The following is a 23,622-nucleotide window of genomic DNA, read 5'->3' on the forward strand; positions in this document are numbered from 1 at the left end:
TTTTATTAAAAATTAATTTTTATCATATCTATATTATTCCTATAAGTCAAGTTGGTTTTTAAGTTAAAACCATTTTTATTAAAAAATCGGGCCGAAACAAAAGAGAAATTCATCGATCACTTCCAACTATGGTTTCACCAGCATAAATATGGACATATTGATAAGGACTCTTTTGGAAATAGGTGATGGCATTGAAACAAAAAATAATCATTATTTTTAGTGAAATACTTATCGTATTTTTCGCTGTATTATTTATCGTTTACTTTATGAAGGACGATTCTTCCCGCTGGCAAGTGGCACTTGGAGGAATCGGTGTAAGCGCAGTGCCTCTATTTTTATTGTTTTTAAAAAACAATCCTTTTAATATTCCGTCATTGCTTGGTTACTATGTGTTAATTTTTTGTACGACCTATTTAGGATCCATCGAAAGTTTTTATTTGAAATACAAATGGTGGGATTCTTCTTTGCATTTTTATAAAGGCATTCTCGTAAGCTATATTGGAATCACTTTGTATCAAGTATTGATTCCTCAGCCAGTCCGAAAAGGCATCTCGCGTTGGATTTTCTTTCTTTTTCTCCTTTCGCTTGCGGTCACTGCGACTGTTTTATGGGAAATTTATGAGTTTGCAGGAGATCAATTTTTTACACATACGATGCAAAGAGGCGGTAATAAGGATACAATGTATGATCTGATTTGCGGCCTGACCGGCGGCTTTCTTCTTTCTCTTTACTTTAGCTTAAAGACCCAAAAAATCCGAGGATAAGGGGTGATACGATGAATCGCAAGCTTGTCATTATACTTAGTTCAATTTACGTGCTATTTATGGTGATTTTATCCATTTATTATTATGCAAATGGTGAATCGTTTAAATCACTCGTTGCGATTGGCGGTATTGTATGCGGTGCAGTTCCTTTATTATTGGCCCTTTTCACAAAGCTTCAATTTAATTTGCCAATCGTCATTTCATACTTGATATTTTTATTTGGATCGCAATATTTAGGATCTATCGTCGGATTGTATGGCCTTGGCTGGTGGGATACGTTTATGCACGTCATAAGCGGAATTATTCTCGCTTTTACTGCAGTGGCACTCTATGAAAGACTTGTGCATAGAGATGCGGGGCAAGCGATATCCCCATGGTTTGTCTTTTTGTTTACACTCTCTTTTGCATTGCTTGGCGGTGTTTTATGGGAGATATACGAATTTAGCTCGGATCAATTGTTCGGCATGACACTTCAGGGCGGCGGCAATAAAGATACGATGACGGATTTGATTGCCGATCTTGTCGGCGGGCTCATTATTGCCATATGGTCTGGAATAAGGACAAAAGTGAAAGTAAATCATCAATAACTAAATGGGGCTGTCCAGAAAGTCATAAAACATGACTTTTTGTGACAGCCCCTTGCCATCCATTATAAAGTTAATCCGCCGTCGACGACGACAATCGAACCGGTCATGTAATTTGCTTTATCTGATGCTAAGTAAGCGACCATTTCCGTTCAAGATGTTCAAGTAGCGCTGATGCTATGCCACGTTTTTGAAAATGTGGAGATACTGCTAATCCTAAAATGCTTTGGTGACCTCCAGATACTGGATTTGGCTTTATATCAGTAAATAAGTCGTCTGTAATATATGGGGCTGCAATGACTGTCCATTACCTAACCCTACGATCGAACCGTCCTCTTCAGCTACAAAAAACTATCCGGAATGAATTGAATTCGTTTTATAAACGCTGCCTTCGTTGCTGCCTCTTTTTTTGTAAAACAAAGATGTTCAATGACTACAAGTTCAGGCAAATCTCCCATGTTTACGTTTCGTATTTTCAACACCATTAATCCTCCAAATTTGTTTCATAAAAACACCGGCTATTTCGTTGCAAATTTCCGTGTAATTTAGAATAGATTAACAAAACGCTTCATCCCTTCCCTTATTTGCTTTTCATTAATATAAGAGAAGCTCAGCCGAATCCATGACTCAAGCTCCCTGTTCGGATCAAAAATAGAGCCGGGAACAAACGAGATGGATTGTTCAATGCTTTTGGCAAGCAGTTCTTCCATCGATTCTTTATTTTTCAAATTGATCCACAAATTAAGCCCGCCTTTTGGACTTAACCATTCCCAACCTGTTTCCCTGAGTTCTTCTTCCATGACGTCCTTTCGGATATTCAGGGCGATCCGGAGCTTTTCCAGGTGTTTCCGGAGCCGCTCGGATTTGAAGTAATGCAAGAAAATTTTCTGGTTCAACAAAGGCGTGCCATTGTCGGCAAGCGATTTCGCGGTTAAAAGATGCTTCATTAGTGATGGATTGGTTACGACAGCAGAAATCCTTAGACCTGGGGCTATATACTTGCTAAAGCTGCGGACATACATGACCCAGCCATCCGTATCAAATGAATAAATAGGCAGAGGCGGCTCCTCTCCAAAATAAATGTCACGGTAAGAGTCGTCTTCTACGAGAAGACATTGGTAACGTTCAGCGAGATCGACCAACTGTTTGCGCTGCTCTTGTGGGACTGTATAGCCAGTCGGGTTATGGAAAGTAGGATTGAGATAAAAGAGTCTTGGCCTATAGTGTTTCATACTCAATTCAACTTGCTCTAAGCAATAACCATCGGGATGAATTTCTACCGGGATCATTCGTCCGCCCTGCTGCCTGAAAATATCGATGGCTGCACTGTACGTCGGCCGCTCTATTAATATTACATCTTGCGGTTTAATGAGAACTTTTGCAATTAAATCGATAGCCTGTTGTGCGCCGGTTGTAATTAATAAATCGTCTGATGTTGCCTGGATGCCCTCATGCACTGAAAAATAGCAGGCGAGAGACTCCCTGAGCTCTTCATCTCCTTGCACGGAAGAATACGTTCCAAGCACTTTCGGATAAAGATCAAATACCTTTTTCACATATTCCGAAAAATAATAGTTTGGAAGAAGAGTGGGGTCAATCAGGGCTTGAGAAAATTGATAAGTGGCCGGTATGCCATGAATTTCGGATAAGTGGCTTTTTTGTACATAAGACGATAGGATTGGATAATCCAATCGTTGAAATAACGGTTTATTTTCCGGCATGACATAATAGCCTGATTTGTCCCTTACATATACTTTACCGTTCTGTTTCAGTAATTGATATGCTTTGAAGACGGTAAGGCGGTGGACGTTCAATTCCTCAGCCAGTGCCCTGATAGAAGGGAGCTTTTCATTTTCTTTCCAATCCCCCCGCTCTATTCTATTCATCATATGGTCGTAAATTTGCTCAAAAAGACGGCTTGAATTTTTAGTTATTAAATCAGAGGGTTTCATGATCGCCACGCCCTTTTAGCTTTAATTGTAACCAATTGCCAACTTCATCTGTTCTATTGTATCATATCTGTTCTGTCCTTTAGCTTTTATGATGTTTATAAAAGAGGAGGAACTTAAATGATCATTTTCAACTATGTACTGATGTGCTTGATTTTTGGAACGACTTTCCTGGCCATAAAAATCGGAATCGATTCGGGCGCGCCGCCTTTATTCATGGCAGGCCTTCGTTTTCTGCTTGCGGGATCCATTCTGATGATATGGATGCTTTTGAAAAAACGAACGAATTTTTCCCTTCTTTATCGAAAAGAATTGCTATTTACGGGAATGGGGCTGACATTTGGCACCTTTGCAACGCTGTATTGGGCTGAAAACTACGTTACTTCTGGAATAGCGGCCGTATTATCCGCTACCGGCCCGATTATGATTCTGTTGATTCAAACGCTCTTCTTGAGGCAAAAGGTTTCCAGAAAATCACTGATCGGCTGCCTGGTTGGATTTGCCGGCGTCGTTTTATTGATTTTGCCTGGCATGACAATTAAAGTGAGTTTCTTTTGGATGATCGGATGCATTACGATTCTGGCTGGAGAACTTTGCTATGCATCGGGCACGTTGTATTCCAAACATATTCTTCCACGTTTTGTGGATGAATCACCTGTGGCATTAAATGCCGTTCAAATGATGTACGGCGGGGCGATGCTGCTCATTTTATCATTGTTCACGGAGTCTATTCACATCGAAACACTGGCAACAAGAAGTTCGATCGGATCCCTCTTATATTTAATCATTGCAGGGTCCATGTTAGGACATACGATTTACTACTGGCTTGTTGCGAAAACCAACCCCTTATTTCCATCAACCTGGCTTTACATCTCCCCGTTAATTGCACTCGGGTTGGGGATTTTCTTGTATAATGAACAATTTTCATGGTTTATGTTGTTTGGGGTGATTACGATTATTCTCGGTATTATTTTAGTAAATATCGATTCGTTGAGGAAGTTAATCCAAATAAATACACTACCAAAAATCCGAAAGAAGAACACTTGTACTGCTGAAGCGGAGAATAGTTGACTTTTATTTTTAGAAGCATAATTAAACGAAGGTTGAATAGCCGATATTCTTTTAGAATGTCGGCTATTGCCCTTTATCTATTGAATCCATAATTTTCGCAAATCAACATAGCCGTATGATTGGAATTGAATGTCCTGGATCATTGGATGGAACGTTCGGTATTTAATCGGGTGGTGCGTGAAAATGAAAAGATGCTCGTTCCTAATGTAGTCCTCCACTTTATCAATCCATGCCTCCCTGCCTTCATACGTTGTTTCTTGTTTCATTTGATCCAGCCACCCTTCGATCAAACAAAGATCATCCTCTTTCAAAAACCTGCGAAAAAGAAGGGCATTATTATAAAAGGCAGCCAGAAATGATAAGTGAGCATCTGTTGAAGAAACTTCTCCCATAAATGCAAGATCGGCCTCATTCTCTAATTTAGAAGTATAGAAGTCTTTCATTTCAAGATTTTCTATTCGAAGCCGTAGTCCTTCCTTCTTCGCCCTGTTCACCAGCCATTCAGCTTCTTCCATCGCTTTTGGATGGCTAAAGGAAAAAAGGGTCAGTGTTTCTCCATTATAGCCAGCTTTTTCTAACAATGGTTTTACAAGACTACGACTTTTTAGCACCGGTGAAGATTTTTGCGGGAAAAAGCTTGATGCTTCTACCAGTTTTCCCCTCCTCAATTCTTTCCACATTTCTTTTATATCCAATAAATGATAGACCGCTTTTCTAAAAGAATGTTGATGGACGATTGAAGGTTTCCTGAAATTGAACGAAAGAAAACGAAATCCGTTTTCCACTTCCTGTTTTTGTATGGGATGGTCACATTCGATTTCCTTCCCCACCTGATAGGTCATCACCTGCATCGTTTCCTGAGAGACCCGCCAAAATTCAATTTCATCTAAAAACGGCCGCTCAAGGAAATAATAATCAAAAGCTTCAAGAATCAGCTGTTTTTCTGAACGTTTTTTTAAAAGAAAAGGACCAGTCCCGATCCATTGATGTTCATCAAATGGAATATCCTTCGGTAAAATAGATAAGTTGGCGGAACCAACATATCGAAGAAAAAACGGGTTTGGTTTTTTAAGAGTAATCCGGACGGTGAATTCTGACAATTTTTCGATCGAAAGAATCTCTTGAACTAGCCAAAAATTCGGAGTAGAGTACTTAATAAAGCGTTGAAACGAATGAATGACATCTTCACTCGTTAAAACGCTTTGATGATGAAAACGGACTCCTTTTCTTAAATAAAACGTCCATACCGTATGGTTTTCATTAACCGTCCAATGGTGTGCAAGATGTGGCACAATGGAATCCGCCGTCTCATCATAACGGACAAGTGTGTCGCCAAGCTGCTGAATTAAAAAGGATTCAAACGCAATTGATGCAAACAAAGGATCCAAAGTTGTTATGTTTCGTGACATAATCGTACGGAGCGTATCTTTGGATCCATTCTCTTTCTGCAGACCGAATAACGTTTGTACATCTCCTACAAAATGAGTAAACCATGATTTTGGAATCGGCAGCTGCATCAGCTGGATAATCGAATCAAGCTGATCGTCTTTTACATATTCGTCAAGCGTTTTCCGGACTTCTTCTTGAAATGGCTGTTTAAAAATAACCCGGGACAAGTGTCCCCTCCCTTTTCCGGGCAAGTATTCTAAACGACCGTCATCCTCGAACTTTTTAAGCTTCCGTTTTACATTTTTCAACGTACAAAACCATATTTCTTCTAATTCATGTAACTTAAACGGGGCTGATAATTGAGTTTCCCTTGGATAGAGAAAAGCCCTCATTTGAAAATAAGATATGTCTTTCATTTCTTTCTCCTTGAGCTTCTATATAAAAGATAAAAGGGGACATTTTTATTTGAATTGTACCCTTTTTAACCCCTTTTTGAAAGTGCAAAATAATTTGAAAAGGAGGTTGTAGCAATGTTTAAAGAACTACACCCAAATATTCGAATCAGAATTTATACGTCATTTTTAAGCCGCGTGATCGGCTCGATGATCTTTCCTTTTATGGCCATTTATTTTACAAAAGAACTGAATGCATCATGGGCGGGAATTTTATTGATGATCCAGACGGTCGTCCAGTTTATAGCGAGCTTATACGGGGGGCATTTGGCCGATACACTCGGAAGAAAGCGGATGATGGTAGCAGGTGAATGGATGAAAGTTATCGCTTTTCTCGGAATGCTTCTGGCGAACTCCCCATGGTTTACATCAGCGTGGATGACGTTTTTCATGTTGCTTGCCATCAGCATTTCATCAGGGATTGTCAATCCGGCAGCGGAAGCGATGTTAATTGACGTCAGTACGAAAGAAACGCGTGCATTTATGTATTCCATTAACTATTGGGCTGTCAATTTGTCCATTATGCTCGGGCTTATCGTCGGCGGCTGGCTATATAACAGCCATTTCTTTGAGCTGATTGTTGCGCTTTTTGTGATGTCGCTTATTACGCTTTGGATGACGGCCACATTAATTATCGAAACGTATCAAATGAAGCCGTCCCAACGTTCAACAAGCTCGTATGGCTTAAAACCGCTAATTCAAAGCTATCAATCGGTTATGAAAGACTGGCCATTCCTCTTATTTACATTAGGAGGCATCGCTGTATTATCCATTGAATTTCAGCGAAACAATTTTATTGCCGTAAGATTGGAAAAAGAAATTATTCCTCAAACGTTTTCTTTGATTGGAATGGGACATCTGATAGTTGACGGGGTAAAGCTGTTAAGTCTTCTAACAGTCGTCAATACAGTTATAATTGTCTTGTTTACTGCTTTCGTATCCAAATGGATCCGCCATAAACCTGACAAACCGATCATGTATACAGGATTTCTCTTATTTGGATTCGGTTATTCGTTTCTTGCTTTCTCAAACAATGTACTATTGCTCTTTATGGCCGTCATTGTTTTATCGATCGGTGAACTTTTATATGTCCCGACAAGACAATCATTATTGGCAGATATCGTTGATGACTCTCGCCGCGGGGCGTATATGGCGTTTAATGGATTCGTTTTTCAAATTGGCAAAATGGTTGGCGCTTTGGGCATTATTGCAGGCCAGGCAATTGGCGGGATTGGAATGGGAATGCTCTATATTTTGCTTGGCGTTTTAGGAATCGTTTTTTGCTCGTTAGGGATTCGGATGAGAACAACAAAGGAACAGCCGAATCCTTCACATCTGGCTACGAAGAAAGTACCATCATAAAAAATAACTCCGCTTCCGCGCGGAGTTATTTTTTAGATTTTCCGGCATTCAAATAGTTGCATTCACTGACGGGGCGAGTCGCATTCCCCTGGTCATCCGTGCACCATGACTGTGATTGGAAAGCCAAAAAAATGCCGATCCACTTTTGAGATTCCTCAAAATAAATTAAAACGCCGCCATCTTGCCATGTTCCATTATCTTTTTCCCATTTGCCAACGTTGCCCTGGTTCATATGGATATCATGGATGCCGTTGCCAGGCAAAAAGTTAAAATATTGATCTGGTTTATCGGGCTCTGGTCCCCACTTATCTCCATATGCGTAAATGACCGCTTTTTCATTTTTAGCCTTTTCAATATAGTAGTTGATTTTATCATTTAAATCGTTGTCCGGTCCCGGTGTATCTGCCGGCAATGGAATCATTTTCTTAGGGTCAAATAAATTTCCGCGAATATAATCGAGGGCGAGCCCTGAACGATTATCGTTAATTTCTGTAAAACCGGACGGTATGCCAGGCAGCAGCGTAATATTGCCAGAATTAAAATCGTCGCTAACAAAGTACAAAACTTCAGAAGGATAAGATTGCGATTTAATGTTGATCGCTATTCGGTACTTAGTCCCTTGATCATCTTCAACGAGGACCTGGTAATGAGGGCTGTCTTCATTTCCTTTCATCGAATCCGTCACTTTTCCTTTTAATACACCATAGTGGCTAATTGGCATTGGAACCCTCCTCTGGTGATGGTTACTGACATATGTAAAAGTGTATAAACGTATCCCTTATAAAACAAGAGGCTTTTGGCCCGGTTAAAACAGAGTCTTTCGGATAAAAAAGGTAATTCCAACCATCTGAATTTTTGTTATCTTTTGATATTTACAACTTTAAAGCGTTGGTGTAAAATGTGGAATAAGCTTGACCCTCAGTAGGAAAAGAAGAAGGAACTGGCCTCCCCCGGTTTTATGCCCTCTTCTTTTCCGAAACTTCAATTCACCTACAAAAGAACCCAAAAGCGTCTGACAATGTTTCCATCATCTTCAATGTATTCATTTTCAAACACTCCGCCATTTTTTAAAATTGTTCGTTCAGACCCGATGTTATCTTTGTTGCAACAGACTAGAACCTTTTTTAATCCCATTTCCTTTGTTTTTTCCAGTGCTAATGTAAGAAGCCTGGTCGCATAGCCTTTCCGCCTTTCTGAAGGACGTATCCCGTAACCAATATGTCCCCCGCTATTCAACAGCTTTTCATTTAGTTCATGACGGATATTCACTGCCCCGATTATCTTCTTTCCTTCATTCACGAGCCAATATGTCGAATGGGGAACGTAAGAATCAGGTAAATTCTCCCCGCTTTCCGAATCTCTTAGAAATTGAACCAGTTCTTTAAACGGATACGGTTCTCTTTTTATCACCCTCGGGATCATCTCTTCACCCGAATCTTTCCATTCTTCGTAAAACGAGAGATATTCATCCTGTAACTTGATTGTCGGCTTTATTAAATGAACGTTGCCTTTCATGTTTTCACTTCCAATTAGAATAAGAATTTTATTGTTCTACCATCCTGACCGCTCGCGCAGAGAAGAGATATGGGCAATATGGTGACGACCATGCCAGGCATACAAGCCAATGGCCGTTGCAATCGATTGATCGCCTAGTTCAGGATGGTTAAACGTTTTTTCAAAATCTGAAGCGTTTAATGAGCGCAATAAAGCGACCCACCTTTTATGTAATGCTTCTAAAAAGACAAGTGAAATAGTAATAGGAAGATTCGAATCGGGAAGTTCTGCCCATTTATCTTCCCTATAGGGTTTAATCGTCGGATTATTTTCTGTTATGGCCAATTTGAAACGAATAAAACTATTCATGTGGCTATCGGCTAAATGATGGACGACCTGGCGAACGGTCCAGCCTCCGGAGCGATATGGCGTATCCAGCTGTTCATCATTAAGGTCTTGCACAGCCTCCTTCAGTTGGATAGGAGCATTTTCAATTTCTTTTATCCAACCCTCGATTAATTCAGGGCTTATATGGCTATCAAATATAAATTGCCCAACCGGGTAGCGTAAATCCATAAACGTTTTCTCCCCTCTATTAAACTCTTTTAGAATCATTCGACAAACTCTGATATAATCCTTTTTTTAAAAGTGTTCTATTTTTAAAACATACTGTCAATCGTACAAAAACCTTCTATCATTTAATGAAATAGGCAAAAAAGAGGTTTCGAGTTAATCGTTAACGGTTTGTACAAAACGAATTATTTTTCTCTTTTTTCAATGAAAAGCAAGGCAAGCGTCGCTAAAGGTCCAAGAATAATAGACAACAAAAACCAGTTTAGTCCGGTGCGATTTTTCCCCTGTGCAAGACCCGCGTTAATAAGTGCAAGAGTTCCCCATCCAACATAAAAGCTTTCATTCATGATTCTAATCTCCTTTTTAAAAATAATAAGCATGATTTTATTCTAGCGGATAATTACGAAAAAAGGAAAAAAGATGCAGAAAGCTCTGCACCTTTTTTTGATATGGCTGTTCATTACGTATTATCTGCCTGCTTCTGGTTTCTTCCCTAACACTTTATACACAGCTGCTTTAATTTCTTCATAGGACGTGCATCGGCATATATTGGATTGGAGCCACTCTTCAATGATACTGTCGTCGGCATCAGGATGAATGGCCGAAAGTCCTTCAATATTCATGATGAAACCGGGAGTACAATAGCCACATTGAAAAGCATTCTTTTCAATAAAGGCCCGCTGGGTGGCGGAGCCTTTCAATCCTTCTACTGTTACGATATTCGTATTGCTTGCTGCAACCGCCAGCATCATGCACGATTTGATCGGCCATCCGTTGACAAGAACGGTGCACGATCCGCAATCTCCGTTTAAACACCCCGGTTTCGCGCCAGTTAACCCAAAATTATTTCGCAAGACATCAAGCAAAATGTCTGCCGAACGGACTTCCGTCTTTCTTTTCACACCATTTACATTTAGAGCCACAGAAAAACGAGTGTGGGATTGATCTGTCATAATGACTCCCCTTCCAATGCCAAATACATGTCTTCTAACGTATTTTTCAAGACGAACAATCGATACTCTGCCGATCCAATCCAATCGTCCAGCACAGGTGCGGGCAAATGTAGAACCGTTTGCTCGATTCGTTCTTCACGAGAAAGTTCATGATTATTAAGAATCGTTTCAATTTCCCTTGAGCGGAACGGGTATCCGCAAAGCCCGCTGAAGGCTACACGGATCGTATTATCGATCTTCAATGCAGTAAGCGTAAGAAGCGGATAATCGATCACATCGATCTTTCGCTTCTTTACACTGAAGTACGGTAAGTTTAAATATTTTCGGTCAGTTAAAATTTGAACAAGGCATTCCCCGGGCTCTAATTGCAAACGCTTATTAAATGCTTCCATGATCGGTTTGTCTTGATAGCCATTGTTTCCGGCGATGATGACATTGCTTTCCGCTAACAAAAAAGGCAATAGTGCCTCCTTATAATTGATTTCACCGCAAATATTTCCGCCGATGGTAATTTGATTTCGAGCTGTATGGTCAGCAACCCGTCCGCCTGTGACTGAAAGAAGGGGAAAGGCGGACGTTTCCGCCAGATGCGTCAACGTTACTGTCGCTCCAATAACAAGCTCACTGGTATTAAACTGATAGACCCGGCATTCACGAATACTATTAATGTCAATGACAGCCCCTGTTTCAATTTGATTAAGCCTGGCAAATGTGACGATTTCGGTACCGCCCGCATAATAGACCGGACGCTTTCCCTGTGCCTGAAGCGATTCATAGAGTTTAACCGCTTCATTTGACGTGGCAGGACGATAATATTCAAAGTCAAATCCAATCATCTTACACCACCTGTCTTCATTCGCCAAATAAGTTCCGGGGTAAGCGGAAGACGATTAAGATGCACTTCGGCAGCAGTTGAGAGGCTGTTCGCTAACGCGGCTGGCATGCCAATGAGCGCATGTTCCCCAATTCCCCGCAGCCCATAAGCCGTTTCCCGGGATGGCGTCACGACGAAATCGACCGTATAATCCGGATTTTCTCCATACCGGAGAACTTTGTATGTGCGGAATTGGGTAGTTTCAACGACTTCGTTTGGACCAAATATAAAGCCCTCCCTGCTAGCAAAACTTAAACCCATATGCATGGCGCCTTTTACCTGGCCCTGTGCCAGCTTTGGATTGATGATCGTTCCGGCATCAATGACGGTGACCGCCCGTAAAATTTTATACGTATAATCCCGCTTGTTCCACTCCACTTCCACCGCCTGGGCACCAACCGTCCAATCAGGGCCTGGCACACCTTTTCCGGTTTTTGGATCTAAAAAAGTCATCCCGCGCAGCGTATAGCTTCCTCTCCCGATAACCTGGCTTCCGATCGCATTGCCATTCGGGTAGACATAGCCATAGACAAGTTCTTTCAATGCGAGCTTTCTTGCAGGATTGTCTTTTAGAAAAACGAATCCCTTTCCGATATCGAGATCGTCTAAAGAAACACGGAACACTTGAGCGGCTACGTTCAGCAATTGACCGATGGCATCTTCGGCTGCGGCCAACACGGCTCTCCCGGCCATCCACAGTCCGCGGGAAGCAACCGTTTTATAATGTTCAGGTGTGGAGCTCGTATCGATATCCATCTCAACGTAAATTTGGTCCACATCGATTCCCAGCTTTTGGGCAGCAATTTGTGCAAGAACAGTTCGTGATCCGGTTCCGATTTCAATGACGCCGCAATTCAGATGAACAGTGCCATCTTCATTAAACTTTAAAATGGCACCAGAACCGGCATTTGTATCGATATTCGAGTTTTTCCAAAAACAGCTTACCCCTTTCGCCCGAATACGTTCAGGAGTAATTTCAATTCGCCGGCCTTCCTCCCAATTAATCAACTCTCTTACTCTTTCAATGCAGCGGCGCACATTCCCGATTCTGCTCTCATTTAAAATGACTTGTGTCGGTGTTGTTTGCCCCGGTCTGATAGCGTTTTTCCACCGAAATTCAATTGGGTCCATGCCGAGTTTTTCCGCTAAACGTTCGATTGCGCGTTCGACGGCAAACGTTGATTCTGGATGGCCGAATCCGCGAAAAGAAGTCGCGTATGGATGGTTTGTGTACATGCAGAATGAATCACACCATAAGTTCTCAACTTGATAAGGACCTGTGCAGTCTGTTGCCGCTGCCCGGCTCATATCGACCGCTTTATCGGAATAGGCACCGCCGTCAAAAAGCAGCGTAATTTCCGCAGCCTGTAGATAACCTTCTGCATCACACCCTAATTTGACTTTCGCATCAAGTCCAAGGTGAACGGGTGAAGTAATGAAATCTTCCTCTCTAGAATTGATTAATTGTACTTTTTGTCCACCTATCGCACTTGAAGCAAGATAAGCAATAAACTCCAATTGAATAGCCGATTTTCCTCCATATGCCCCGCCGACAAGAGGTGTATGAACCGTGATTTTGCCCTGGTTCAGTCCAAAAATGCTACTAAGCATTTTTTTAATCGTAAAGGGCACTTGCGATGAAGAATGGATGATCACTTGCCCGTTCGGTAAAATTTCTGCGCTGACGCTTCTCGTTTCCATGGCGCAATGATCGGACGGAGGGAATGAGACTTCCGTTTCGACTACGACCGTACTTTTTGCCCAGCCAATTTCCATGCTCCCCTTACGAATTTTTGTATGGTTGCATATATTCGTTCCGGGCTTTGGAAAAACTTCGGCAATTTTTTCATAGTCACCTAGATGTTCATGAACGAGCGGAACACCTTGCTGGTAGGCCTCTTTCGGTGAACGGATAACAGGAAGCGGGGAATAAGATACATTCACTAAATTGGCAGCCTGTTTAGCGATCGCAAGCGTATCGGCAATCACGACAGCAACAGGTTCACCGTGATAACGGACGCGATCAGTAGCTAGAATGGGACGGTCTTTAATTTCTTCACCTGTTAAGATGTTGGTATCTTTTCCTGTTAAAATTTTATGTACTCCGTTAACCTTTTCTGCGGCAGACGTATCTATCGATAAAATCCGGGCATGGCCGTATGGACTTGTCACCAATTTTGCATAAAGCGACCCAACGGTTTTTAAATCTGCCGTATACTTTGCGGCTCCTGTAACTTTTGCCACTGCGTCCTTACGAATGACACTCCGGCCAATGGATTCCATTCCATCGCCCCCTTTAAACGTATGGCTTGCCCCTTTTAAAAATTTAAATTCTAATGTATTCCGTCAGTTTCAAGTGTATTCTTGATCAACGGGATTATGAATCTATAAATAAAAATTTTTCCTGCTCTCCATAGCAAGGTTTAATGATTTTCGCTATAATTGAGATACAAAAAAACTGGAGGAAAAATCCAATGTGAAAGATCCTATCCTTTTAAAAAATTGAATATTTTGCAAAGGGGATAGGATAGATGTGTACAAAACGTTCTTTCCACTATTTATGGATTGGGCAAACCCTGGCCAACTGTGGAGATCTCTTTTACATTGTCGGGCTTATCAGCATTCTTTACAAAGCAACTGGTTCAGGCACATTAATGGCATTCGTCCCGTTTGTCATTACAATTTCGCGATTTTTAGGCGGGATAGGAGCCCCCCGGGTCATTGACCGCTATCCGTTAAGAAAAATCCTTGTCTATTCTCAGCTCGCAAAAAGCATTCTATTATGCATTGTGTCGATTTACTTATTGACTTTATTTCAACCGGATCGGGTTTACTTTATTTTTCCTCTCGTTGCCCTCATTGCGTTTCTTGATGGCTGGGCAACACCCGCACGGAACGCTATTCTTCCCCGGTTGATAAAGTCTGAAGATCTCATTAAAGCGAATAGCTTCATTTCAATTGTTGACCAAATTGTACAACTAGGGGGTTGGCCGATCGGCGGGATGCTAGTAGCCATTTTTAATGGAGGCTTTTTAGTGGCTTTAACGGTCATCCTTTTCTTTATTTCAACGTTCATGATGGCCTTTATTCGGGACAATGAAGAAAAAACGGTACGTGCCTCTTCTACTAGTAAGTGGAACTCATTAAAAGAGGGCTGGCTCGCCATATGGATCACTCCTTCATTAAAAACAGTTGCTTTCATCGACTTCATTGATGCCATTAGCAATGTTGTTTGGATTGCAGCGATCTTATATCTTTACGTTGAAGACATCCTTCATCAAAGCGAAGCATGGTGGGGCTACATTAATTCAACTTTTTTTGCCGGCCTCATTTTAGGAGGGCTGCTTAGTTTTAAAAGAGAATCCTTTATGAAACAAAACCTTCATATTGGAATTTGCGCCGGAACGTTATTCGTTGGCCTTTTCACATTAGGCTTCGGGTTATCGCCATTTCCCTTGCTTTCCTTATTTTTATCGGTTCTCGTTGGACTTGCGACGCAAATAAAAGCAATTGGCCAACAAACCGTCATCCAATTAACGAGTCCGGATCAACTGCTTCCGAAAGTGCTTTCGGCAAGAGATGCTATTTTTACTGGCGTTTTTGGAATATCGTCCTTAATCTTCGGTTACTTGGCTGAAACTTATGGGGTGCGAACGGTGTTTATCATCGCTGCTTTACTGTTAACAATGTCAGCTATTTGGGGGTATTTTAGAAAAAAGCACCTGAAACTAGAGCCATCAGAATCTTTTAAAGAGCAACATCTCCGCTTCGAATCTAAATAGGTTGATGTTAAAGATAAAAGGTTCTCCTAAACTTGGAGAACCTTTCATTAGTGATCGATCTAAATATGTAATATTCAAACTGTTATCTTAATCCATCCTGTTTCTCCAAGAAAATCATCCCGCGTTAATTGTTCTCCCATAAGAAATTGCCGATAAGCAGTAATCGTCCCATCATGAGTGACTATGAATATTCTCTCTTTGTTGAACTTGTTACACCATCCTATAAATTGTTTTGCCAGTATACTGAATTGATTTTCCGGTAAGCAATTGATACCGTTCTCCCAAGAGACTGATGAAGCATTATTGTCAATTACAAAGTCCGGAAATTCGTTTTTAAGACCAGAAATGGGCATCAGCCGATCGCAGGGCAATGTTTTTCCATTTTGCTTCAGCGGAAACAACCTTGGACCAACAAAAGGCGTAACATATTTTAAACACGGCGTTCCCTTGCTCCATAACATCGCCGTTTGCAATGTTCTCCGAATGGGGCTGACAATTAATAGCTCTTCCTGATTTAAGGGAATCCGTATTTTTAAAGAGTTTGCTTGTTCTATTCCTTGCTTCGTCAACGATGGGTCAGCTATATGAAGACTGTCCGGTAGATTGATCGTATGCTCTCCTTCCGCGTGTCTAACAAAAATCATTTCCATATCATTCAACCCCTTCTATTTTGAACAATCTTCCTTTTTAATAGCTGGTCAAAGGGTAAATGACCTTATAGTTTTTGAATCGGCATAATAACGTATGAGTGAAGAAAATAATGGGGATATATCGTGGGGATATTCATTCAAATGGAACAAAAAGATCTCAGGCGATCTGGTTCTCTTGAGTTTTAATAAAAGATATAATTTTTCTATGTCTAGTCTAATCAATTGAGTTATTTAACAGATCGGTTGCCTGCAATTCTGTACAGTCTCCGATTAACATTAATTCACTAATTAAAATTTGTCGCGCATTATCCAGCATCCGCTTTTCGCTTGAATTAAGCGCTTTTTCCTTATTTCTTCTCATTAAATCACGAACAACTTCAGCGCCATCCTCTATTTTTCCTGTTTTTATTTTTTTCATGTTCAAATCGTACCTTTGTTTCCACGGAAGTAATTGAGTTGTTTCTCCATGATGAAATATGCGTAAGACATCTTCTAGCTTTAAATGATTAACGATCGGGCGAATGCCTAGTTTCGATAATTTCCCAATAGGAACCATTACTTGCATGTTGCTGATCGGCATGCTTATCACATAATATCGATGCTTTTCACCCAGGAATTCTTTTTCCTCAATGGATTTTATTACGCCTGCACCATGCATTGGATAAATAATCTTATCGCCAATTTGAAACAATTCATCCACCTCCAATAAAGTATCTAGTTTAACGATACCATAACAATGTTGAATTATCAAATTCATCATAATATCACTGATGATAACGCTTTGTCAATCGATTTATCACACGTTCAAATTTAATCATTTTCACATCTTTAGTTGAAGGGGGCGGACAGCATGGTTTATTCTAAAACAGGAGGCTTCCTAAATAGTGAAGCTTGCTCAAATGCATAGCCGAGACGAATTAAAGTCGGTTCGGAAAATGCCCTTCCCGTTAAAATAATACCGTATGGCGCACCTGCATCATCAAAGCCGGCAGGGACGGTGATTGACGGATAGCCCGCTTTCGCTCCGATCTCATACCCGAATTCTCCTGGATAAAGAACGGCATCTAACTGATGTTCTTCGATCACTTTATCAATCCCAAGTTTCTGGGCTTTTACGATTTGATTTAACCTGCTCTTGATATATTCGGGCTCAGTTAATGTTCCGCTCGTTTGTTCACTTTCTAACAGGAGGGTCTGTCCAAATTTTAAGCACTCTTTAGCATTATCCTTGTTAAATTGGATGATATCTTTTAATGTTCGAACGCCAACTGCTGGATGGAGCCTCTTTAAATAATCATTGATTCCCGATTTAAATTCGTAAAGCAAAACGGCAAAATCCCCTTCTTCATGTTCCAACGGCGACGTTTCATTTAATTCAATAATCGTCGCGCCTCGCTGCTCCATAATCGAAATCGCATTTTTCATAATTTGTTGTTGTGAGTTCGATAGCATTTTCAAATAACGTTTTTTAGCAAATCCGATACGCGCCCCTTTTAAGCCTCCTTTATCCAAATAGGCCGTATAATCGTTTTTTGCTTTTTCGATTGATTTCAAAGTAGCCGGGTCCTCTTCATCCGCTCCTGCAAGAATGCCGAGTAAAATGGCGGCATCTGTCACCGTTCTTGCCATTGGGCCAGCTGTATCCTGGCTGTTTGAAATCGGAATGATCCCCGCTCTTGAAAGCAAGCCGACTGTTGGCTTAATGCCGACAATATTGTTTGCGTATGACGGGCATAAAATAGATCCTGACGTTTCTGTTCCGACTGCTACCGTCGCAAGATTAGCTGCAATGGCTGCTCCAGACCCGGAACTTGAACCGCTCACATCGAAAGTTCCCGGGCCATACGGATTCAGCACCTGGCCTCCACGCGAACTGTATCCGTTCGTCATATTTTCGGTCATAAAGTTCGCCCATTCCGTCATGTTTGTTTTTCCAAGAATGACCGCACCTGCTTCACGAAGCTTTTTTACAATGAATGCATCTCGTGCAGCATAGGCATTTTTTAAGGCGAGAGACCCGGCACTTGTATGCATTTTATCATTCGTGTCGATATTGTCTTTAATAAGAACGGGTATCCCGTGAAGCGGGCTTCTCGCCCCCTTTTGTTTTCTTTCTTCATCCAACGCTTCGGCGATATGTATGCTATCTGGATTCAACTCAAGAATCGTGTTAAGGCCTGGACCTTGCCTATCATAAAGGGATATCCGTTCCATATACATGCAGACCAATTCTTTTGATGTTAAATTTCCATTCTGAAACGCTTCTTGAATATTGTTGATCGTTGTTTCCTCAAGTTGAAATATTTTCGGCAATAATGGATTCATCATCAACACCTCTTTAATATTGGAAATAATTGAATTTTCTTTTTTATCGTACCATTAAAAATGCTACTTTAATAGCTTATTTAAATAAAAAATCCCATTGGGTAAAGTTACTCAATGGGATAAATGAATAGAATATTTATTTAGGCAATATCGTAATCGAATCACCGACCGGCCGTTCACCCGCGGCATCTGACGGATGAGAAATGAGCTTTCCGCCAACTGCCATAGCTGTTGATCCTCCACCGTCCAAATTTAATGCCTCTTTAGCTCCTAATGCTTTCATTATTTTTGCACTTTCTTTAAAACTGGTCCCTACACTTCGCTCCGGATTCCTTCCATCAACAGTGACTAACAATATATTTCCGTTTGCTTTGATACCGGCCATCGTCCGTGGGTGACGTGTGATCCCGAAATGGTAGAAAAATTCTTCATTGGCATGAAAGCCTTCCTGTTCCGCATTAACAAAAATTTTCCCATTTTTCAACAAACGTGGCCCGCCATTGACAATGTTTGTTCCTTTTCCTGCGGCATATGGTTTGCCATCAACATAAAGGTAGTGTTTAGTAGTTAGCCTCATTCCTCGTTTGGCATGTTTTTTCAACCATAGGGCCGCTTCATTCGTTCCTGCTATTACAGACCCATTGAACGGGATCGGCCCCCCTCGTTGTTCTCTGACCTCAACGACATTTCCTTCAGCATTCAATACGGCTTCAACACCTTTGCCCTCTGGTGTACTCCTCCCAAATATCGGATCGAACTCGATGAGTTCACTGTCATCCTTACAAGTAAAATCATGCATGGGAAGCTGTGTCGGAAGATCGCCGCCAACGCCCCCGCAGCTTCGAATAAATCCAGGTTGCCTGTTCATCCCGTCCAGTTCTCTTTTCGCTCCATCTGATGATTGAATGCTCAAATGAGTAGACACTTTTGAAATTGATGCGTTATTCTTAGCATTCGGTAAAATAAAGCTTGTGCGGGAGTTAACGGCTTCGCTTACAAGTTGTCCTTTATGGACTGAAATTCCCGCCAGGTCGCCTGGAGTCCCGTCTTTGGCATCCATCACAAAATAGCCGCCGTTGGTCGCCGCTATCGATTGTGTTCGCTTCGCCATACTTGAAACGGTTTCTTTTCCTTCAACCTTGTCCATTGCCAGAGAAGTTGAAATAGTGCCTTTAAATCGGTGGCGATCAATCTCTATTACATGAATGGACCACGGGCCGGTTGTCCTTGGACTATCAAATCCAGTGTATGTAACTTTTGCATTTAAAAAGCCGTCAGACTTTAATTTTTTATTTAAATTGTTAGCTTCCTTTTCCGCCGGGAACTTGCCGACTCGAACTAAATAGCCTAATTTGTGATGTTTCACATCGTTGGTTGAATCATTTTTAATCGTATGTAAATAAGTGTCATACCCTTTGTTTTTTAAGTCTTCAATCATCATAGCCGCATCCGTTTTTTTATTGAAAAAGCCAATGTCCACCGTATAATACTCGTTGTTCGATTTCTTGCCTCTTTCAATGGAAATGAACGTAACACCTTCAGTGAGCTGTTTAATTACTCGCTTTTCCGGGAGTCCGGATTTTCCGAGGGGGAGCTCTTTAATATGCCGTGTTGTGGGTGCTTCATTCATTTTCGCCAGAGTTATTGAAGGATTTAAAGATGAAGGAATAGATATAGAAGCAATGGCGGAAGCAAAAGTTAATGAAAAAATTGTACTTTTTATTCTTTTTGGACTCACTTTCATTTTTCGTTCTCCCTTCATTTTGCTTACTTTATGCTATCGCATGTTTATTAATTCACAATGAAAACAATGTAAAACATTGTTAATTCCATACAAGAAGTATTCTTTAGAAAACTATTGTCTGATCATGTCGAATCATTTATAATAAAAATGTCTTATTAAATGAATACAGATTAAAATCCTCATCAATCCGATGAGGTAGAGGTCGCGGCTTTTATGAGTAAGAGGGACGAGATGCAGAGAACGTCAATGACTCCATCTGAAAGGAAAAGCTGCCGAAGTTTAAGTCCATCTCTGGGGGCTTAAGCTGGGGCTGTTTCCGAATAGGAACAGAACTGCCGCGTTTGTAATCCAATCAAACGTGGTGCGCTATCTTACGGAAGGTGCATGATTCGGGTAGATTAGACAACCGTCGATTCCTTTCGGCGGTTTTTTTATTTCCCACTCCTTCCAAATAAACGAAAGAGGAGTGTTATTTTATGCAAAGCGCAGCAAGAAATCTGGCAGATCATCCAACTGCCAGCGAAAAAACAGAATTAAAACGGAATTTGAAGTCACGGCATTTAACAATGATTTCACTCGGGGGGACGATTGGTACGGGGTTATTCCTCGCAAGCGGAGGCGCGATTCACTCGGCCGGTCCTGGAGGAGCTCTTCTCGCGTATATTGCGATAGGAATTATGGTTTATTTCTTAATGACAAGCCTTGCGGAAATGGCAGCATACATGCCGGTTGCCGGTTCTTTCAGCACATATGCAACAAAATTTGTCGATCCTTCTCTCGGGTTTGCATTAGGGTGGAATTATTGGTATAACTGGGCAATTACCATAGCTGCTGAATTATCGGCTGTTACGATGATCATGAAGTTCTGGTTTCCGCATAGCCCCTCTCTTCTCTGGAGCGGTCTCTTTTTAGTTATTATGTTTTTATTAAACTTTTTATCCGTTAAAGGGTTTGGAGAAGCGGAATATTGGTTTTCGATCATAAAAGTAATTACTGTGATCGTCTTTTTAATCGTTGGTTTCCTTATGATTTTTGGAATTATGAACGGAGATGCGATCGGGTTTAAAAACTTCACCGTAGGAGATGCGCCGTTTCACGGTGGATTCATGGCAACTCTCGGCATATTTATGGCGGCAGGATTTTCATTCCAAGGAACGGAGCTGCTTGGCGTAGCTGCCGGTGAAAGTGACGACCCCCGTCAAAATATCCCGCGGGCTGTTCGTCAAGTGTTCTGGCGTATTTTGTTGTTTTATGTATTGGCCATTTTCGTTATTAGCTTATTAATCCCTTATACAAATGGCAACCTCGCCAACAGCGATGTAACAGTAAGCCCCTTTACGCTCGTGTTTGATAAAGCGGGAATTGCTTTCGCTGCTTCTGTTATGAATGCGGTTATTTTAACGGCGGTTTTATCTGCGGGAAACTCCGGGATGTATGCTTCAACCCGGATGCTCTGGGATTTGGCCCGGGAAGGAAAAGCGCCCAAGTTTCTTGCTAAATTAAACAACCGCGGTGTTCCGGTCAATGCATTGATCGTTACTTCACTCGTAGGTTGCGTGGCATTTTTAGCATCGTTATTTGGCGACGGGGTTGTTTATACATGGTTGTTAAACGCTTCCGGCATGTCTGGATTTATCGCCTGGCTCGGGATTGCGATCAGCCATTACAGATTCCGGAAAGCGTATGTCGCCCGGGGACTCGATATAAATGCATTGCCATATAAAGCAAAGTGGTTCCCGTTCGGTCCATTATTCGCTTTTGCGCTTTGTCTCGTTGTCATTTTAGGTCAAAACTATTCCGCCTTTATGGGTGGTTCAATTGATTGGTACAGTGTACTTGTTTCCTATATCGGATTGCCGCTATTCATTATCGTTTGGCTTGGATATAAATTCGTTAAAAAAACTAAAGTCGTTCCACTTGATCAATGTGAATTTTAAATCGAAAGCCCGTTAATGCCCAATTGACAGGGTCAAGCGCAGAGAACACCACCCGTTATCATTATCACGGGTGGTGTTATTTCATTTTTATTTTCAAGCCATCAAAATTGGACTCGTTTTCTTTATCACATACCATTCCATGCCTCTTGCCTTTAAGCGCTTAAGAAAAGGAACGGGGGCAATCTTCTCGGGTGGAATGCATCCAGTTTCATTTAAAAGTCCTTCAGCCATCATGTCAACAGCAACAACGGGTGGAACGCCGGTTTGCCAGACTGTTGCTTGAAAGCCCGCCTTTTCAAAGATTACATCGTGATTCGCGATTGTATAGACAAATAATTCAACGTTTTCACCATTTTTCGTCCCTTTCACATTCGCACCAACGCATGAATAGCCATGGATTTTTCCGGCAAGTTCAGCAGGTTTCGGCATTGTTGTTACGACAACATCACGCGGAATTACGTTCACCCCTCCTACTTGAATGGGTTCATCACTATCAAGCCCTAAAAAACGTAAAACTTTAAGGGTGTTTACAAAATCCGGGTGAAGCGCATACCGGAACTCTACATATTCACATCCTTTCCCGATTGACTGACCAAGGGTTGTAGGTTCCTCATGTTCTACCACATAGCAATCTAACCAGCCAATTGGGTCTGGAAATTCAAACTCATCCTTATTCGCAAATGGTGTCGGATAATATTTCATTCCATCTTTTGCGGTCCAATAATTTGGTCTTGCCAGACATTCCTGAATGGCCGTTTGTGGGCTAAAATAGGTGCAAAAGCCTTCATAGTCCACTTTAGAATTATCTCCATCAAGAATCGTAATGGATTTAACTGTATCCAGTTGATCCGCTGCATATCTTGCCGCAATATTTGAAAATCCAGGGTCACAGCCTAACCCCATAATGCCTAAAATTCCCGCTTTTTTAAATTTATCACCCCAATCCAGTTGAGATAGTAGGTCGTCCGGGCTATCGGAAGCCATATCAATATAATGGGTTTTTGTATCGATACACGCCTGCATTACCGTATAATTAAATTTCGGAATCCCTGCATGAAGCAGTACGTCGATGCCATTCAAAATAGAGGCAACACTTTCTTTGCTGCTGGCATCTACTTGATAAACCGAAATCGCTGCTGAAGTGTTTTTCCTTAATGAATTTGCAAAGATTTCTGCCTCAATTGTAGAAATATCCGCAAGAACCAGCCTGGATAAATAACGTTTTTTGATTACTTCTGATGCGCAAACTTGACCTACTCCGCCAACTCCTACTATCGCTACATTAAAACCCAAACAGTCGTCCTCCTATTTAATTAAAAATTCTAAATCCGAATCCGAAACATCCTTTGTTTATCAAATACCATTTCATGCCATTTCCTCAATTTTAATTGCCACCCCCTTTAAGTTAAATAACGACTGCTTCTTTGTCCGAGGTTGTCTTTTACTTTCTTTTTATCATTCCTATTCTCCATTTAACCCCTTGATGCTTCTTCAAAATGCGATATGGATGTTTTAAAAACAAAACTCGAGGGTGCCATTCAGCAAATTATAGGCTGAATAACACCCTCGTTTTTTAAAGACTGTATGCTATTTCACGGAATTATAATCATTGCATGACTTTTCTTGTATCGATAATTTTCTCGTTCAGCATATAAAAGTTTCGCTACATCTTCCGGTTTAAAAGGATTCCCCCATCATTTTGCTCTATCTTTTTTTAAA

The 23,622-nt window shown here is 41.2% G+C and carries 20 protein-coding genes, 2 pseudogenes and 1 riboswitch; of the genes and pseudogenes, 6 read left to right on the plus strand and 16 right to left on the minus strand.

Going from position 1 to position 23,622, the window contains the following annotated elements; genetic code table 11:
• Window positions 1–185: 185 nt before the first annotated feature.
• Together H538_RS0114005 and H538_RS0114010 are read left to right on the plus strand one after the other, a co-directional pair.
• Complete coding sequence (locus tag H538_RS0114005) at window positions 186–764, plus strand: DUF2238 domain-containing protein (RefSeq protein WP_026678149.1); 579 nt, start codon at window positions 186–188, stop codon at window positions 762–764.
• Window positions 765–775: 11 nt separating this feature from the next.
• Window positions 776–1,351: a DUF2238 domain-containing protein gene (locus H538_RS0114010; RefSeq protein ID WP_026678150.1), complete on the plus strand. Its 576-nt coding sequence runs from the start codon at window positions 776–778 to the stop codon at window positions 1,349–1,351.
• A gap of 62 nt (window positions 1,352–1,413) precedes the next feature.
• Here the strand turns inward: H538_RS0114010 and H538_RS25605 are convergent.
• The 3 genes and pseudogenes from H538_RS25605 to H538_RS0114020 form a co-directional block, all read right to left on the minus strand.
• Window positions 1,414–1,497, minus strand: a pseudogene (locus H538_RS25605) (SDR family oxidoreductase); the annotation flags it as partial.
• A pseudogene (locus tag H538_RS23925) lies at window positions 1,494–1,830 on the minus strand (GNAT family N-acetyltransferase); the annotation flags it as partial. The pseudogenes H538_RS25605 and H538_RS23925, both read right to left, overlap by 4 nt.
• Window positions 1,831–1,893: 63 nt before the next feature.
• Window positions 1,894–3,300: an aminotransferase-like domain-containing protein gene (locus H538_RS0114020; protein WP_026678151.1), complete on the minus strand. Its 1,407-nt coding sequence runs from the start codon at window positions 3,298–3,300 to the stop codon at window positions 1,894–1,896.
• Between the two features lie 117 nt (window positions 3,301–3,417).
• On the opposite strand from H538_RS0114020, the gene H538_RS0114025 reads away from it, so the two are divergent.
• Window positions 3,418–4,368: a DMT family transporter gene (locus H538_RS0114025; protein WP_026678152.1), complete on the plus strand. Its 951-nt coding sequence runs from the start codon at window positions 3,418–3,420 to the stop codon at window positions 4,366–4,368.
• Between the two features lie 77 nt (window positions 4,369–4,445).
• Here the strand turns inward: H538_RS0114025 and H538_RS0114030 are convergent, their stop codons facing one another.
• Entirely contained in the window at window positions 4,446–6,173 is a 1,728-nt protein-coding gene (locus H538_RS0114030) for an SgrR family transcriptional regulator (RefSeq protein ID WP_026678153.1), read from the minus strand.
• A gap of 114 nt (window positions 6,174–6,287) precedes the next feature.
• Here H538_RS0114030 and H538_RS23930 point away from each other — a divergent pair, with 114 nt between their 5' ends.
• Complete coding sequence (locus tag H538_RS23930) at window positions 6,288–7,571, plus strand: MDR family MFS transporter (RefSeq protein WP_051291487.1); 1,284 nt, start codon at window positions 6,288–6,290, stop codon at window positions 7,569–7,571.
• Between the two features lie 25 nt (window positions 7,572–7,596).
• Here H538_RS23930 and H538_RS0114040 read toward each other — a convergent pair whose 3' ends face one another.
• From H538_RS0114040 to H538_RS0114070, 7 genes are all read right to left on the minus strand, one after another.
• Window positions 7,597–8,292, minus strand: a complete 696-nt coding sequence (locus H538_RS0114040) for a YukJ family protein (RefSeq protein ID WP_026678154.1) — start codon at window positions 8,290–8,292, stop codon at window positions 7,597–7,599.
• A 269-nt stretch (window positions 8,293–8,561) separates the two neighbouring features.
• Window positions 8,562–9,086, minus strand: coding sequence for a GNAT family N-acetyltransferase (locus tag H538_RS0114045; RefSeq protein WP_026678155.1), 525 nt, complete (start codon window positions 9,084–9,086; stop codon window positions 8,562–8,564).
• A 36-nt stretch (window positions 9,087–9,122) separates the two neighbouring features.
• A complete protein-coding gene (locus tag H538_RS0114050; protein WP_026678156.1) occupies window positions 9,123–9,641 on the minus strand; it encodes a YfiT family bacillithiol transferase in 519 nt (172 codons plus the stop codon).
• Between the two features lie 182 nt (window positions 9,642–9,823).
• Complete coding sequence (locus H538_RS26475; RefSeq protein WP_169729207.1) at window positions 9,824–9,985, minus strand: hypothetical protein; 162 nt, start codon at window positions 9,983–9,985, stop codon at window positions 9,824–9,826.
• A 120-nt stretch (window positions 9,986–10,105) separates the two neighbouring features.
• Window positions 10,106–10,591: a (2Fe-2S)-binding protein gene (locus H538_RS0114060; protein ID WP_026678157.1), complete on the minus strand. Its 486-nt coding sequence runs from the start codon at window positions 10,589–10,591 to the stop codon at window positions 10,106–10,108.
• The gene (locus H538_RS0114065) at window positions 10,588–11,427 is read right to left on the minus strand and encodes an FAD binding domain-containing protein (protein WP_026678158.1); all 840 of its coding nucleotides are present in this window, start codon (window positions 11,425–11,427) and stop codon (window positions 10,588–10,590) included. The genes H538_RS0114060 and H538_RS0114065 overlap by 4 nt, the downstream gene beginning before the upstream one ends.
• Entirely contained in the window at window positions 11,424–13,748 is a 2,325-nt protein-coding gene (locus H538_RS0114070; RefSeq protein ID WP_026678159.1) for a xanthine dehydrogenase family protein molybdopterin-binding subunit, read from the minus strand. Before H538_RS0114070 ends, H538_RS0114065 begins: the two co-directional genes overlap by 4 nt.
• A gap of 248 nt (window positions 13,749–13,996) precedes the next feature.
• Between H538_RS0114070 and H538_RS0114075 the strand changes: the two genes are divergently transcribed.
• A complete protein-coding gene (locus tag H538_RS0114075) occupies window positions 13,997–15,247 on the plus strand; it encodes an MFS transporter (protein ID WP_026678160.1) in 1,251 nt (416 codons plus the stop codon).
• A 74-nt stretch (window positions 15,248–15,321) separates the two neighbouring features.
• On the opposite strand, the gene H538_RS0114080 is transcribed toward H538_RS0114075, so the two are convergent.
• The 4 genes from H538_RS0114080 to H538_RS23935 all read right to left on the minus strand — a co-directional run bounded on the left by H538_RS0114080 (window position 15,322) and on the right by H538_RS23935 (window position 19,966).
• The gene (locus H538_RS0114080; protein WP_026678161.1) at window positions 15,322–15,897 is read right to left on the minus strand and encodes a histidine phosphatase family protein; all 576 of its coding nucleotides are present in this window, start codon (window positions 15,895–15,897) and stop codon (window positions 15,322–15,324) included.
• 214 nt (window positions 15,898–16,111) lie between these two features.
• On the minus strand, window positions 16,112–16,603 hold the full coding sequence (locus H538_RS0114085) for a CarD family transcriptional regulator (RefSeq protein ID WP_026678162.1): 492 nt from the start codon (window positions 16,601–16,603) through the stop codon (window positions 16,112–16,114).
• A gap of 149 nt (window positions 16,604–16,752) precedes the next feature.
• Window positions 16,753–18,225, minus strand: coding sequence for an amidase (locus tag H538_RS0114090; protein WP_026678163.1), 1,473 nt, complete (start codon window positions 18,223–18,225; stop codon window positions 16,753–16,755).
• A gap of 133 nt (window positions 18,226–18,358) precedes the next feature.
• Window positions 18,359–19,966 (minus strand): phosphodiester glycosidase family protein, encoded by a 1,608-nt coding sequence (locus H538_RS23935; RefSeq protein WP_051291488.1) that lies wholly within the window; start codon window positions 19,964–19,966, stop codon window positions 18,359–18,361.
• Window positions 19,967–20,154: 188 nt separating this feature from the next.
• A riboswitch (Lysine riboswitch) is annotated at window positions 20,155–20,343 on the plus strand.
• A 99-nt stretch (window positions 20,344–20,442) separates the two neighbouring features.
• On the opposite strand from H538_RS23935, the gene H538_RS0114100 reads away from it, so the two are divergent.
• A complete protein-coding gene (locus tag H538_RS0114100) occupies window positions 20,443–21,903 on the plus strand; it encodes an amino acid permease (RefSeq protein WP_026678164.1) in 1,461 nt (486 codons plus the stop codon).
• Window positions 21,904–21,996: 93 nt separating this feature from the next.
• On the opposite strand, the gene H538_RS0114105 is transcribed toward H538_RS0114100, so the two are convergent.
• Window positions 21,997–23,196 carry a saccharopine dehydrogenase family protein gene (locus H538_RS0114105; protein WP_026678165.1) on the minus strand — a complete coding sequence of 400 codons (1,200 nt, stop codon included), beginning with the start codon at window positions 23,194–23,196 and terminating at the stop codon, window positions 21,997–21,999.
• Window positions 23,197–23,622: the final 426 nt, after the last annotated feature.

This window comes from Fictibacillus gelatini DSM 15865 (assembly GCF_000430745.1).
GTDB classification, from domain to species: Bacteria; Bacillota; Bacilli; order Bacillales; family Fictibacillaceae; genus Fictibacillus_A; species Fictibacillus_A gelatini.